Source organism: Alcanivorax sp. (assembly GCF_019431375.1).
Lineage (GTDB): Bacteria > Pseudomonadota > Gammaproteobacteria > Pseudomonadales > Alcanivoracaceae > Alcanivorax > Alcanivorax jadensis_A.
In genome coordinates this window covers 1,626,844-1,640,613 of sequence record NZ_CP080267.1, presented here as the reverse complement: position 1 = coordinate 1,640,613, position 13,770 = coordinate 1,626,844, and the positions used below count along the sequence as shown (strand labels likewise).

General features: G+C 61.8%; 11 protein-coding genes. 1 reads left to right on the top strand and 10 read right to left on the bottom strand.

Annotated features, from left to right (window positions below; translation table 11 throughout):
* Positions 1-44: 44 nt before the first annotated feature.
* The 6 genes from sulP (KZ772_RS07560) to lnt form a co-directional block, all read right to left on the bottom strand.
* Complete coding sequence (sulP, locus tag KZ772_RS07560) at positions 45-1,790, bottom strand: sulfate permease (protein ID WP_290539187.1); 1,746 nt, start codon at positions 1,788-1,790, stop codon at positions 45-47.
* Between the two features lie 2 nt (positions 1,791-1,792).
* Positions 1,793-2,221, bottom strand: a complete 429-nt coding sequence (locus KZ772_RS07555; protein ID WP_290539186.1) for a TIGR01244 family sulfur transferase — start codon at positions 2,219-2,221, stop codon at positions 1,793-1,795.
* A gap of 37 nt (positions 2,222-2,258) precedes the next feature.
* The gene (gene sulP, locus KZ772_RS07550) at positions 2,259-4,007 is read right to left on the bottom strand and encodes a sulfate permease (RefSeq protein WP_290539185.1); all 1,749 of its coding nucleotides are present in this window, start codon (positions 4,005-4,007) and stop codon (positions 2,259-2,261) included.
* A 26-nt stretch (positions 4,008-4,033) separates the two neighbouring features.
* Positions 4,034-5,257: an FAD/NAD(P)-binding oxidoreductase gene (locus KZ772_RS07545; RefSeq protein WP_290539184.1), complete on the bottom strand. Its 1,224-nt coding sequence runs from the start codon at positions 5,255-5,257 to the stop codon at positions 4,034-4,036.
* Between the two features lie 12 nt (positions 5,258-5,269).
* Positions 5,270-6,136, bottom strand: a complete 867-nt coding sequence (locus tag KZ772_RS07540) for an MBL fold metallo-hydrolase (RefSeq protein ID WP_290539183.1) — start codon at positions 6,134-6,136, stop codon at positions 5,270-5,272.
* A 93-nt stretch (positions 6,137-6,229) separates the two neighbouring features.
* Positions 6,230-7,717: an apolipoprotein N-acyltransferase gene (gene lnt / locus KZ772_RS07535; RefSeq protein ID WP_290539182.1), complete on the bottom strand. Its 1,488-nt coding sequence runs from the start codon at positions 7,715-7,717 to the stop codon at positions 6,230-6,232.
* A gap of 187 nt (positions 7,718-7,904) precedes the next feature.
* Here lnt and KZ772_RS07530 point away from each other — a divergent pair, with 187 nt between their 5' ends.
* Positions 7,905-9,281 carry a B-box zinc finger protein gene (locus KZ772_RS07530; protein ID WP_290539181.1) on the top strand — a complete coding sequence of 459 codons (1,377 nt, stop codon included), beginning with the start codon at positions 7,905-7,907 and terminating at the stop codon, positions 9,279-9,281.
* A gap of 609 nt (positions 9,282-9,890) precedes the next feature.
* On the opposite strand, the gene KZ772_RS07525 is transcribed toward KZ772_RS07530, so the two are convergent.
* Genes KZ772_RS07525 through KZ772_RS07510 form a run of 4 tightly spaced genes read right to left on the bottom strand, consistent with a single transcriptional unit; the run spans position 9,891 to position 13,602 of the window.
* The gene (locus tag KZ772_RS07525; protein WP_290539180.1) at positions 9,891-11,270 is read right to left on the bottom strand and encodes a rhomboid family intramembrane serine protease; all 1,380 of its coding nucleotides are present in this window, start codon (positions 11,268-11,270) and stop codon (positions 9,891-9,893) included.
* Complete coding sequence (locus KZ772_RS07520) at positions 11,242-12,123, bottom strand: transporter associated domain-containing protein (protein WP_290539179.1); 882 nt, start codon at positions 12,121-12,123, stop codon at positions 11,242-11,244. Before KZ772_RS07520 ends, KZ772_RS07525 begins: the two co-directional genes overlap by 29 nt.
* A complete protein-coding gene (ybeY, locus tag KZ772_RS07515) occupies positions 12,123-12,626 on the bottom strand; it encodes an rRNA maturation RNase YbeY (RefSeq protein WP_290539178.1) in 504 nt (167 codons plus the stop codon). Before ybeY ends, KZ772_RS07520 begins: the two co-directional genes overlap by 1 nt.
* Complete coding sequence (locus KZ772_RS07510) at positions 12,598-13,602, bottom strand: PhoH family protein (RefSeq protein ID WP_290539177.1); 1,005 nt, start codon at positions 13,600-13,602, stop codon at positions 12,598-12,600. Before KZ772_RS07510 ends, ybeY begins: the two co-directional genes overlap by 29 nt.
* Positions 13,603-13,770: the final 168 nt, after the last annotated feature.

Here is a 13,770-nt window from a genome sequence, read left to right as displayed (position 1 = left end):
CTCGCATCGACGCCCACAAAACATAGACCGTCGGACGTTTTATGTCAGGCGTCTGATTCTTCCTCCTGCAAACTTTCCGGCGCCAGAATTTCCATGGCCTGGTAATGGCTCAGATACACCCTGCCGGTGAGCACCTTCTGAAAGTCGGTCTTTATCAGCACGTCCATCACCGGCCCCTTCACATTGGACAGGTTCAGGGTCACACCGGCGTCTCTCAATCGTTCGTTCAGGCTTTCCAGACTTTCCACGGCGCTGGCATCCAGGTGGTTGATGCCGGAACAGTGCAGCACCACATGCTGGATTTGCGGATGGGCCTGGGCCTCGTCGTAGATGCGGTCTTCCAGGGTGCGGGCATTGCCGAAATAGAGCGATTCGTCCACCCGGATGGACAGCACCGACTCGGTGAGCTGAACGCTATGACGGTCCATGTTGCGAAAATGATGGGTGCCGGGAATCCGGCCCAGTTCGGCCACGTGGGGCTGACTGGTGCGCCACAGGAACAGGGCCACGGATAGCACCACCCCCAGCAATAACCCACTCTGTACATTGATCAGCAGCACTCCGGCGAGAGTGGCCGCCATGGCCAGGGCATCCGGGCGGCTGAATGCCCACAGGTGTTTCAGTTCCGCCAGATTGATCAGTGGCAGGATGCCGACCACGATGATGGCGGCCAGGGATGCCAGTGGCAGGAATTGGAACCAGCCGGTGAAAAACAGCGCCACCAGCGCGATGCCGATACCGGTCAGCAGGCCGGCCATGGGCGTGCGCGCCCCGGCTTCGTAATTCACTGTGGTGCGAGAAAAGCTGCCGGTCACGGCGAACGCGCCGGACAGGCCGCTGCCGATGTTGGCCAGCCCCAGCCCCATCAGTTCCCGGTTGGCATCCACCCGCTCGCGACGTTTGGCGGCCAGGGCCTGGGCCAGGGAAATGGATTCCACAAAACCGATCAATGCCAGTAGCGCTGCCGGGGTAATCAGGTTTTGCCAGTGTTCGCGGCCAAGCCCGGGCAGGGTGAAATGGGGCAGCCCTGCGGGGATCGCCCCGACCACGGCAAGGCCACGACTATCCAGCGACAGGGATACGGTGAGCAGGGTAGTGACTAGCACAGCCAGAATCGGCCCGCACTTGCTGATAAAGGCCACCAGCCAGCCGGGCAGTCGGGTGCCCTTGAGGGGTGCGGCCAGATATTTCGGGATCAGCAGGCAGACAATGGCGATCAGGCTGATGCCCAGTGTCAGCCAGTGAGTCTGCGGCAGGTGTTGTCCCAGTGTCTGCGCCAGGCTCAACAGCTCCTCCCCGGAGGCATCGATGCGCAACAGGTGCTTGAGCTGGCTGGCAGCGATGAGAATGGCGCAGCCGCTGATGAAACCGGTAATCACAGGGTGGCTGAGCAGGTTGGTGAGCCAGCCCAGCCGCAATATGGCCATGGCCACCAGAAACAGCCCGGACAGCAGCCCCATGCCGATGGCCGCCTGGATAAACAGTTGCGGGTCGCCCTGGGCCAGGGTGCCGGCGGCGGAGGCGGTAATCAGGGATGTGAGGGCGGCGGGGCCTACGGACAGGGTGCGGCTGGTACCGAACAGGGCGTAGAGAACCAGTGGCAGGATGCTGGCATAAAGGCCGGTTTGCGGCGGCATGCCGGCGAGCATGGCGTAGGCCAGCCCCTGGGGGACCAGCAAGATGGTGACAATGATGGCGGCCAGCATATCGCCGGCCGCCTGCTCGCGGTTGTAGGTGGCGAGCCAGTCACTGGCCGGCAGCCAGCGGAACCGGCGGCCGGCATCTGCCACGGCTACTGGCCCCGACGCTGGTCAAGCCGGCCGGCAAGCTGGCTCAGGTCATAGCCGGCCTGTTCAGCGGTGGCCAGGATACTGGCGTTGTCCTGTTCGTCGGCCTGGGTCAGGGCCCACAGGGTGGTACAGCGGGTGCCGGTGCGGCAGAAGGCCAGCACCGGTTGCTCTGCCAGGGAAACGATGGCGTCAAAACCGTCGATGTCCACATCGGTGATGTTATTGCCGACTACCGGTTGGTGGGCATACTCGAGACCGGCGGCCTCAGCGGCGGCGGCCAGCTCGGCGCTGGAGGGCTGGTCTTCGCTTTCGCCATCGGGGCGGTTGTTGATGACGGTCTTGAACCCGGCTTTGGCCAGTTCGGCCATGTCTTCAGGGAGCAGTTGCGGGGCCACTGACAGACTTTCGGTAAGGCGATTGATGGTAGCCATGAAAACTCCTTGCGAATGAACGCTCAGCTTAACCTTGTCAGACAGGGCTGCAAGGGGGAGCGGGATTTTCCTCGATGCTTTCCGGGGCCAGAGTGCGTATGGCCTGATACTGGGTGAGAAAGATCTGGCCAGTCAGTGATGCTGGCAGGGTGGTGTTCTGCAGCTGGTCCATGACCGGCCCCTTGATTTCGGAAAGATGCAGCTTGATGCCGGCATCATCCAGACGCTGGTTCAGGCTCAACAAACTGTCCACGGCACTGGCATCCAGGTGATTGATGGCGGTGCCCATCAGCACCACGTGTTCTGTTTGCGGACGCAGCAGGGCAGCATCGTAGATCCGGTCTTCCAGGCCCCGGGCATTGGCAAAATACAGGGATTCATCGATGCGCATGCTCAGTACCCGGGGAGAAACGCGCACCCGGTGTCGCTGCACGTTCCGGAAATGCTCGGTGCCGGGCAGCAGCCCCACTTCGGCCACATGGGGCTGATTGGTTCGCCACAGATACAGGGCCAGGGAGGTGATTACCCCGGCCAGCACCCCGGCTTCCACCCCCCATCCCAGTACCCCCACCATGGTGATGGCCATGGCAATGAAGTCCAGCCGGGAGAAATGCCAGGTGTGTTTGATGGCCGGCAGGTCTACCAGAGACAGCACTGCCACCACGATGGTGGCGGCCAGGGTGGCTTTGGGCAGATAGGTGAAGGCGCCGGTCAGGAACAGGGCGGTGAGGGCAATGCCGATGGCGGTGAATACACCAGCCATGGGCGTGCGGGCCCCGGCATCGAAGTTCACCACGGAGCGAGAGAAGCCCCCGGTCACCGGGAAGCCGCCGCTGAAGGCACTGGCCAGATTGGCGCCACCCAGCCCCATCAGTTCCTGATTGGCGTTGATCCGTTGGCGCCGTTTGGCTGCCAGGGTCTGGGCCACCGAAATGGATTCCACAAAGCCGATCAGGCTGATCAGCAGGGCAGGCAGCCATAGTGCCTGCCAGAGTCCGGCGTCAAAGATCGGGAGCGACAGCGATGGCAGGCCTTCGGGAATGTGGCCGACAATGGCCATGCCGCCGCTGTCCAGGTCCAGCATTGCCACGGCCAGGGTGGAGGCCAGTACGGCGATTACGGGCCCTGCCTTACTGACCAGATCGGACCAGAAGGCATTGAAGTGAAGTTTCTGCAGCAGGGGTTTGAGCGCCTTGCGCACCCAGAATAAAAACACCGTGACCAGCGTGCCGAGTATCACAGTGGGCCAGTGGGTGTCAGGAAAATGCTGTGCCAGGGACTGGCCAATCTCGATCAGGTTATGGCCCGAGAGAGGGATGCCCAGCAGGTGCTTGAGCTGGCTGGCAGCAATCAGCAGGCCGGAGGCAGTGATAAAGCCGCTGACCACCGGGTGTGATAGCAGGTTGGCAATCCAGCCCAGTCTCAGCAGCGCCATCACCAGCAGAATGATACCGGACAGAAAGGCCAGGATGATGGTGGCCGCCAGGTATTGCTGGCTGCCAGCCGAGGCCACCTGGCTGGCCGCAGCAACGGTCATCAGTGAGGCCACTGCCACCGGGCCCACCGCCAGAGTACGACTGGAGCCCAGCAGCGCATAGGCCACCAGTGGCAGAATACTGGCGTACAGGCCCACTTCGGGTGGCAGCCCAGCGAGCATGGCGTAGGCCAGGCTCTGGGGAATCAGCATGATGGTGACGATCACCGCTGCCACGCCATCCCGGGCAGCGGTGTCGCGGTTGTAGTGGGGCAGCCACTGGGCGGCGCCCAACCAGGCGGGCAGTTTCATCTTGCCATCCCTTGTTGTGTCACGGGTCAGAGTTTGCCTGGCCTGGCCAGCCATTCATGACCCTTGAGCATCAGTTCGAAGTAGATCTTTGGCATGGCATGCCGTTTCAGCCACCACATACTCTTGCGCGGTACTGTGGGGTCGAGCGGGAAGCTGGGTTGCAGTTTGCCCTGATAGCCAAATTCGGCCAGCACAACCTTGCCTTTTTCCACGGTCAGCGGGCAGGCGCCATAGCCTTCATAACGGGCGGTTGGCGCACGATTCTCCAATATTGCGCAGAGGTTCTCCGCCACAACCGGAGCCTGCTTGCGCACGGCGGCAGCAGTCTTGGCGTTGCTGGTGCCGCAGGCATCGCCCAGGCTGAAGATATTGGCAAAGCGAGGGTGTTGCAGGGTGGTTTCGTCCGCAGCAACCCAGCCCGCCTCGTTGGCCAGCTCGCTGTCACGCACAAACTGTGGGGCCCGTTGTGGCGGCACCACATGCAGCATGTCGAAGGGTTCAGTGTGGTCGGCGCTGATGCCATCGCCATTGGTGCGCCGGAAGGTGGCTTCCCGGGCCGGGCCATCCACGGCGATCAGGGTGCTGCTGAAATTCAGGTTGGCGTTATAGCGTTTCACATATTCCATCAGGGGCGGCACAAAATCCGCCACACCAAACAGTACGGCGCCGGCATTGTGGAACTGCACATCAATGTTGCCCAGGGTGCCGGTGCCTTCCCAGTGATGGCAGGACAGGTACATGGCCTTCTGCGGCGCGCCGGCACACTTGATGGGCATGGGCGGCTGGGTGAACAGGGCCCGGCCCCGCGTCAGGTTCTGCACACATTGCCAGGTGTAGGGGGCCAGCTCGAAGAGGTAGTTGCTGGTCACGCCGTTCTTACCAAGAGTCGCTTCCAGCCCCTCAATGGCGCCCAGATTCAGCTCCAGGCCCGGTGCCACCACCAGAAACTGGTAGTTCAGGAACTGGCCGTCTTCCAGGGCTACCCGGTTGTGTTCCGGCTGCATGTGGGTGACGCGGGTGCGTAACCACTTGGCACCGTTGGGAATCAATTTGCCGGTGGCTTTGCAGGTGTTGGCCGGGTTGAAACAACCGCCACCCACCAGGGTCCAGGCGGGCTGATAGAAATGCCTGTCGTTGGGTTCCACGATGGCCACGGACAAGTGCGGCTTGCGTTTGAGAATGCTGGCCGCTGCGGCAATGCCGGCGGCGCCACCGCCAATCACTACCACGTCCCACAGAGTCGGTGTCATGGGCATCGCCTCTTACAGTGCGTTCAGCGGGATTTTCAGGTAGCTCACGCCATTGTCTTCCTCGGGAGGAAGGTGGCCGGCGCGCATATTGATCTGTACCGAAGGCAGAATCAGCCGGGGCATGTCCAGGGTGGCGTCGCGGCGTTCGCGCATGCGGACAAACTCGTCCTCGGAAATGCCTTCGTGCACGTGGATATTGTCGCGGCGCTGGTCGCCCACGGTGGTTTCCCACTGGAACTCGCTGCGGCTGTCCGGCAGGTAGTCGTGGCAGAGGAACATGCGGGTGTCGTCTGGCAGGGCCAGCAGTTTCTGAACGGACTGGTAGAGGGTGCGGGCATCACCGCCGGGGAAGTCACAGCGGGCGGTGCCATAGTCCGGCATGAACAGGGTGTCGCCCACAAAGACGGCATCGCCGATCACATGGCTCATGCAGGCCGGGGTATGGCCGGGGGTGTGAATGGCCCGCGCTTCGAGGTTGCCGACCTGGTAGGTCTCGCCATCGGTAAACAGGTGGTCGAACTGGCGGCCGTCCCGGGCGAACTCGGTACCGGCGTTGAAGATCTTGCCGAAGGTGTCCTGCACGGTACGAATGTGTTCGCCAATGGCCAGCTTGCCGCCCACCTGTTGCTGAATCCAGGGTGCGGCGGAAAGGTGATCCGCATGCACATGGGTTTCCAGCAGCCAGTCCACGGTGAGGTTTTCCTGTTTGACGTACGCCACGATCTGGCTGGCGCTGTCGTGGCTGGTGCGCCCGGCGTTAGGGGCGTAGTCCAGCACCGAGTCCACAATGGCGCAGTGCCGGGTTTCCGGGTCCGTCACCACATAGCTGACGGTGTTGGTGTCGTTGTCGAAAAAGGCTTTAACGATTGGGCGAGACATGGGCGTTCCCTCCTGTCACTGGGCAGCATTCATGCACAGTTATAGAAGGGAATCAGGGCAAAGTCAAATTTGGAATAAGCTTATATTGTATTGTTATATGTCGAACTGCTGCTTCTTCCTTTTCAGCATGGCGGGCAGTAACAGCATTACCGAAAGCGCCAGCCAGGGCCAGACGCCAAGGGCCATGAACGGCGTGATACCGGTGCGTGGCTGATACTGGCTGTACAGCACATCGCGCTCGAATTGGGGTAGGGCGTCTACCACCTGGCCACGGTGGTCGATGACGGCGGTGACGCCATTGTTGGTGCCGCGCAGCAGCCAGCGGCCGGTTTCCAGGGCACGCAACCGGGCCATCTGGAAATGCTGGACCGGGCCGGCGGAGGTGCCGAACCAGGCGTCGTTGCTGATGGTCACCAGCACATCCGCATCATGGCTGCGGCTGGCCACCAGTTGCGGATAGAGAATCTCGTAGCAGATAAAGGGGGCCACGGTATGGCCCAGCACCGTCAGGTTTGGCTGACTCGGATCACCCGGTGTGAAGCCGGACATGGGCAGATCGAAGAAGGGGATCAGGCCGCGAATCAGTGACTGCATGGGTACGTATTCGCCAAAGGGCACCAGTTTCTGCTTGTGGTAGACCCGCTCGTGGCTGTCGTCACTGTCACGCAGGGGAATGGCGGCAATGCTGTTGTGGTAGGTGATACCGGCATCACTCACGGTGCGCCAGGGAATGCCGGTGATCAGGGCGCCGTCACGGTCTGCCAGTTGCTGACCTTCGTCCTCGATAAAATCGGTGATGGTCTGGTAGAACTCGGTCATGGCCGATTCCGGCCACAGCACCAGGGTGTCGGCGGGGATGTCCCGGGTCAGTTCGTGGTAGATGCGACGGGTCTCGCCGCGCATGGCAATCTGCCACTTCAGATCCTGGGGGATATTGCCCTGCACCAGCGCCACCTTTTGCTGCGGGCCGTTGGCATGGGTGAACGTCAGCAAGTGACCGGCAGCGGCGGTGATCAGCACCAGCACCGACAGGCCGGCGGCTACCCAGCGGAGTGTGCCGGGCTGGCGCAGCTGGATCAGGGTGGCGCTGAGCAACACCGTGGCAAGGGTCAGCAGCCAGACGCCGCCGATGGGGGCCAGGCTGGCCAGCGGCGTGTCAATCAATGCATAGCCGGCATACAGCCAGGGAAAACCAGTCAGGAACCAGCCACGCAGCCAGTCCAGCAGCAGCCAGATACCGGCAAACACCAGTGCCGAACGCCCCAGGCGCCAGCTCAGGGAAAACGTCAGCCCATAGAACAACGCCAGAAAGGCAGCGAAAATCGCCGTAAAGGGAATCGCCATCCACAACGGCATGAAGCCATAGTCGTGCATGGACACATGCACCCAGGACACGCCGAAACCGAACATGCCCAGGCCGTAGAGCCAGCCGCGCAGGAAGGCTTCCTTGCCGGAGCTGGCCTGTTGCTGGCACCAGAAGCCGGCGGCCACGCTGACGAACAGCAGTGGCCACAGGTCATAGGGAGCGAAGGCAAGGGGGAACAGCAGGCCGGCGATCAGGGCCAGCAGACGGTGGCGCATGGAATTCCTCGTTTCATGGTGGCGAGCAGGCCGTCCGGCTGATACGGCTAGAGTCGCTGCAAAAATACGAATAAAGTATCAATCATAACCAATAAACAACCCCGCTCTGTCAGTCGATGGATACGGGGTGCCGGTGGTGGGCAGCCATGGTTGCTGTGCCACCTTGTGAATGCTTGGGGGCATCATAGTGAATCGCTATTGCAAGTACCATCCGGGGACGGAGGCGCTATGGTATTGCAGTCATGATGGATTGCATCTGTGTCAGCAATGTGTGGAGGGTCGGGACGACAGCCTGACAGAAGCACGCTGTCTGCTCTGTAACCAGGAACTGGAAAGTAGTGAGCAGGGGCAGAGCGGGCCGCTGTGGCGGCAACTGGATCGTTACCTGCGTTACCCGTTTTCCCCGGTGTTGTTACCGGTATTGCTGCTGTGGGCGTTATTGGCGGCGCTGGTACCGCCCCTGCCGGTGATGGTCCCGGTGGCACTGCTGGGCGGGCTGCCGGCCTGGGGCTTTGCCCGGGCGGTGATGGCTCTGCGCAGTCATCCCGGTAAAGCCCGCAAAATCGCCGTGCCGGGCTGGGATTGCCTGTCTGATATAGCCGGCTGGAAGGCAGCGTTGCTGCAGGCAGTGCCGGCCCTGCTGGTGATGGTTCCCGCCGGCTTTGTGCTGGTGATGGTATCGGTGCCGGCGGGCTTGCTGATCGGGGCCCTGGGCCTGTTGCTGGTGCCGGCCTTCTGGCTGGCCATCCAGGTACAGGGGGCGGAGCCCGGTTCCTATGCGGCAGCACTGACCTATGTGTTGTCGGTGCCCCGGGATTATCTGATAGCCGCGTTGCTGGCGTCCCTGGGCTGGTTACTGGGAGTGGCGCTGGTGGCTGTGGCGGTGGATGTGATGCCTTTGCCGCTAGCCCAGGGGGTGGCCGGAGCCCTGGCGGCGCTCTGGTGGCTGGCATTAGCTTGCCTGTGCGGGGATATCCTGGCCCGTCATGGGCGTCTGTGGGGGCTGGATCAGGGCGGCAGGAAAGTGACCACACCGCTGGAAGAGCGGCGCCAGTGGCTGCAACTCTGTGCCGGGCGTTTCGACAAGGTGCTGTTGAGCACGGCCAAAACCCTGAAGAACAAGAAAGCCACGCTGCTGGACTGGCAACGTCATGACCGCCTGCTGGCCATCACCGGCAGGGACGATGAGCGTCGCACTGCTGCGCCGGCCTATATGGAAAAGCTGGTGGTGTCTGGAGCCTGGCCCGAGGCGTTGGCGTTGCTGGCCCACCAGCGAGAGGCAGAACCCGCCTGGTTGCCCGCATCACCCTCCCTGCGTCTGGCGCTGGCCCGCGGTATCCATGAACGGGAGCCCAAGGTGGCAGTGGGGCTGCTCAAGGATCTGCACGATCGGCACCCGGATTTCAGCGAGTTGGGCGAGGCGTATCTGTTACTGGCGAAGATTCTTGCCGAGCAATTCGGGCTGGCCGGCAAGGCGGAGCAGTATCTGCGTTTTGTGGAAAGCCAGTGTCGGGATGCGAAGCTGCGCAAGCAGGTGGCGGACTACCGGGCGGCGTGGGGGTAGGGCTACGAGCTACGAGCTACGAGCTACGAGCTACGAGCTACGAGCTACGAGCTACGAGCTACGAGCTACGAGCTACGAGCTACGAGCTACGAGCTACGAGCTACGAGCTACGAGCTACGAGCTACGAGCTACGAGCTACGAGCTACGAGCTACGAGCTACGAGCTACGAGCTACGAGCTACGAGCTACGAGCTACGAGCTACGAGCTACGCTCGATTGGATAGGAAAGGTCTGGAAAGTTCCCAGGGCCTCGTCATTTCTTACGAAGCAGCTGTAGGAACGGAGCGTAGCGGAGTAACGCACGTAGTTCCGTGCGGCCCGAAGGGTGAGCGAAGCGAATAATACCTCTTGAGGTGCGAACCGCGCTTGCGCGGAAATCGTCCGTAGGACGATCAGGAATCCCAAGGCTCGACAGGTTCCAGAAAGCATGGTGGTCAGGCCCAGATCTTTGTGGCCTCGCTACGCGCGGTTCGCGGCTCGAGCGCCGCTCCTACATCAATTCCCTAATCCTTTGGCAAGGCCAGAATCGCGCCGCCAGCGTCGCTTCTACGCGGGTTCGAAGTCAATAGGGGCCCAGCCCGCGTTGCAGCTTGTGGCTTGAGGCTTGCAGCTACACCTCAAGCGCCTTGGCCCGGTGTCCCAAACCTTCCCGATGTAACGCCTCGCGCAGGGCCTGCAACACGGGTTTGCGGGTGTCGTGGTGGTCCAGGCTGGCAGCCAGTGACTCTGCCTGGCTGAAGTCGCCTGCACGGGTCAGGGTGGCGACCAGTGGCCAGCCGATGTCGGCTGGTAACTCCGCCCCCTGTTGCTGGCGGAACTGTTGCCAGCAAACGGCAATCTGTTGCGGCTGTCCTTTCTCGGCGGCGGGGTGCGCAAACAGGCGGTGGGCGATGTGGACCCAGTCGTTGGGGTTCTGGCTCATACGGTGGGCGCTGAACAGACCGGTAAGGGCATCAAAGTGATCCGGTTGTTGCTCCAGCACTTGCTGGAAGGCGTCACAGGCGGCGTCAGCCTGCAGACGGCCCAGGGCATCCCAGCCTCGTTGCAGGGCCTGTTGGAGCTGTGGATCCGGGATGCTGGTGACGATGTCTTGAGACGGTTCCGCCGGGCCCATGATCTGCACCAGCAGAATGCCACCAGCAAGTGCCAGCACGCCGGCGGCCAGATTGGCCATGGCTGGCTGGCTTTGCCAGGCCAGTAATCCGAGTAGTGTCAGCGGGATCGCCGCCAGGGCCGGGGTGGGCAGGGGAATCCCTATCCACGCTTTGCCGGGTAACCAGACAGACAAGGTGGTGCGCCAGCCCTGCAGGCCGAGGAAGGCGCCGTACCAGACCATCAGCGCAGCGGTGGCGCCATGGAACGGCATTTGCCCTGGCCGCGCCAGCAGCAGGTAGCCGCCCCCGGCCAGCAGGCTGCCCAACAGCCAGAGTGTCAGTACCCGGCCATGGCTCAGCTGACGTTCCAGCTGCGGGGCCAGAGGTGCCAGCAGAAGCAGTGCGAGGACGGTCAGCCACAGGGAGCCACCGGTCAGGGGTGCGGTAAAGAAACGGGCCGGGCGCGGGTGACTGTCGGCCAGCCCCCAGCGGTACAGGTTACTGGTGGCAAGCTGTTGAGGCGCTTGTTGGCGCAGTGCTTTCCACTGTTCTATCTGGGCCGGGGACCAAAAGTCCCGGGCGCGCTGCTCGCTGTCCTTGACGAAGGCGGGGGATAGCAGCGCGGCGCTGTAGGCGTGGACATCGCCGCTGGCGAGTTGCTGCTCCAGCTGGCCAGCCCGTTGGCCGTGCCCGTTGAAGCGCAGCCAGGACAGGTAGTTATTCCATTCCAGGGTTTTCAGGCCGCTGTTGGCATACCAGCTCAATGCCGGTTGGGGCGCCTGTGCCGGATTGAGCAGGGCACCCACTAGCAGGGCAAGGGCAATCACTGCCATTACCCAGGGGGCCTTTAGCAGGGTTTCGATGGTGTCAGCTTTCGACCTCTGTGGCTGTGGCATCCTGGTTTTCCCCCGGCGGTGTGACCCGCAGCAATCTTATTGTTCTGCCGTCGGCGCTGAGCACGGTGAAGAGATAGCCATCCAGTTCCACACTTTCATCGCGGCCGGGCAAGCGGCCGAATTTCTGCATCACCAGTCCGCCGATGGTGTCGAATTCCTCGTCGCTGAACTGGCAGTGGAAGTGTTCGTTGAAATCGTCGATAGGCGTCAACGCCTTGACCGTGTACTCGTGGTCGTCCAGGTCCTTGATCAGGTAGTCCTCTTCTTCCACGTCGTGTTCGTCCTCGATTTCACCGACGATCTGTTCCAGTACATCTTCAATGGTCACCAGCCCGGCCACGCCGCCATATTCATTGACCACAATGGCCATGTGATTACGGCTGATACGGAATTCGCGCAGCAGTGAGTCCAGCCGTTTGGACTCGGGAACCACCATAGCAGAGCGGATATGATCCTTGATGGCGAAACGTTCCATGCGGGCCGGTTCGAGGATTAACGGTAGCAGATCCTTGGCCAGCAGGATGCCGATCACTTCATCCGGGTCGTCGCCGAGCACCGGGAAACGGGAGTGGGCGCAGTCGATGATGGTGGGCAGGAAATCCCGTGGGTCGGAGCTGGCCTTGATGCTGACCATCTGGGAGCGGGGAATCATGATCTCGCGCACCTGCATGTCCGCCACACAGACCGCGCCTTCGATAATCCCCAGGGTATCCCCGTCAATAATGTGGGAGTCGCGCATGGAGCGCATCAGGTCCAGCAGTTCGCTCCGGTCTCCGGGTGTGGAGGAGAAAAACTGGCCGACACGCTCCAACCAACTTCGGCTGGTACCATTATCCGAATAGTCGTCCGACATCAGGGGTGAAACTCCGTATTGTTCTCAAGGTGGTAAGGGTCGGCAAAACCCTGTTCATTCAGGGCGCGGATTTCCATGGCTTCCATGATCTGCGCGTCCTCGTCATCAATATGATCGTATCCCAGCAGATGCAGCACACCGTGGGTAACCATGTGGGCCCAGTGGGCCTCCAGGGTCTTGTTTTGTTCCATGGCCTCCCGGCGTACCACAGGGGCACAGAGGATAATGTCGCCGAGCAGGGGCTCCATGGCATCTTCGGGAAGGCCTTCTGGCATTTCAAAGGGGAAGGACAGCACATTGGTGGGCTTGTCCTTGTCGCGGTATTCCCGGTTGAGGGTGCGGATTTCGTCTTCGTCGACGATGCGCAGGGTGATGTCGCCCACCACGCCGCCGGCTGCCTGGACAGCATGGCGTACCCAGTCACATAGCCGGGATTCGTCGGGGGCGTCCGGGGCGTCGCTGGCCCACTGGATATCAACGCTGGGTGTCGGTATCCCGTTCATGGCGGTCGTAGGCCTCTACAATACGTTGTACCAGCGGGTGGCGAACCACGTCGCGGCTGTCGAATCGGGTCACGCCGATCCCTTTTACCCCGTCCAGCACTTCCAGGGTATTCACCAGGCCGGAGCGCTGGTGGCGGGGCAGATCCACCTGGGTCACGTCCCCGGTAATGACGGCGCGGGTCCCGAAACCGATGCGGGTGAGGAACATCTTCATCTGTTCCGGGGTGGTGTTCTGGGCTTCATCGAGAATCACGAAACTGTTGTTCAGAGTGCGCCCGCGCATGTAGGCCAGCGGGGCCACTTCGATCACCATCCGGTCCATCAGCTTGGCCACGGTTTCGAAGCCGAGCATTTCATAGAGGGCGTCATAGAGAGGGCGCAGATAAGGGTCGATTTTTTCCGCCAGGTCCCCGGGCAGAAATCCCAGTTTTTCACCGGCTTCCACCGCCGGGCGGACCAGCAGGATGCGCTGTATTTCGGCTTTTTCAAGTGCGTCCACCGCGCAGGCCACCGCCAGCCAGGTCTTGCCGGTGCCGGCAGGGCCGATGCCGAAATTGATATCGTATTTGCGTACCTGTTTTACGTACTCACGCTGGTGGGCACCGCGGGGCTTGATGCGTACCCGCTTGGTGCGTATCACCACCTCGTCACTGGGAAAGGCCACGGTGTTGCCAGTGTTTTTTCCAGCGGCATGATCGGCCACGTTGGACTGCTGCAGATGCAGGTGCACCATTTCAGGCGTCAGCTCGGTGCCATCACTGGTCTGCTCGTACAACTCGTTGAGAATTGCTCCGGCGGCTTCCACCGATGTGGCGGGCCCGGCCAGATGAAACTGGTTACCACGATTGTGGATATCCACATGTAGGCGCTGGGCAATCTGCTTGATGTGCTCGTCCAGGTGGCCGCAGAGACTGGCCAGGCGACGGGAATCGTTGGGTTCGAGGCTGATGTGCTGGGAAGCGAGTGGTGTGTCCAAGATGGAAAACGTGGCCCCTTGGGCTGTTGCAGAGAGTTTCAGAATACCCCGAAGCGTGTTGCCGGGGAAGAAAAATCACCTGCGCAGCCTAGCCCCGTAGGGTGGCGGGCCGCAAGCGTTGATATCAGGGTGTCGGACAACCGGTCTGCGTAGCCGGCCCTCTGATTC

Excerpts from the sequence above, each read along its gene's own strand:
- sulP (WP_290539185.1), bottom strand. The coding sequence starts at position 4,007 with ATGAAACTGCCCGCCTGGTTGGGCGCCGCCCAGTGGCTGCCCCACTAC.
- KZ772_RS07555 (WP_290539186.1), bottom strand. The coding sequence starts at position 2,221 with ATGGCTACCATCAATCGCCTTACCGAAAGTCTGTCAGTGGCCCCGCAA.
- KZ772_RS07525 (WP_290539180.1), bottom strand. The coding sequence starts at position 11,270 with ATGCCACAGCCACAGAGGTCGAAAGCTGACACCATCGAAACCCTGCTA.
- lnt (WP_290539182.1), bottom strand. The coding sequence starts at position 7,717 with ATGCGCCACCGTCTGCTGGCCCTGATCGCCGGCCTGCTGTTCCCCCTT.
- KZ772_RS07540 (WP_290539183.1), bottom strand. The coding sequence starts at position 6,136 with ATGTCTCGCCCAATCGTTAAAGCCTTTTTCGACAACGACACCAACACC.
- KZ772_RS07520 (WP_290539179.1), bottom strand. The coding sequence starts at position 12,123 with ATGTCGGACGACTATTCGGATAATGGTACCAGCCGAAGTTGGTTGGAG.
- KZ772_RS07545 (WP_290539184.1), bottom strand. The coding sequence starts at position 5,257 with ATGACACCGACTCTGTGGGACGTGGTAGTGATTGGCGGTGGCGCCGCC.
- ybeY (WP_290539178.1), bottom strand. The coding sequence starts at position 12,626 with ATGAACGGGATACCGACACCCAGCGTTGATATCCAGTGGGCCAGCGAC.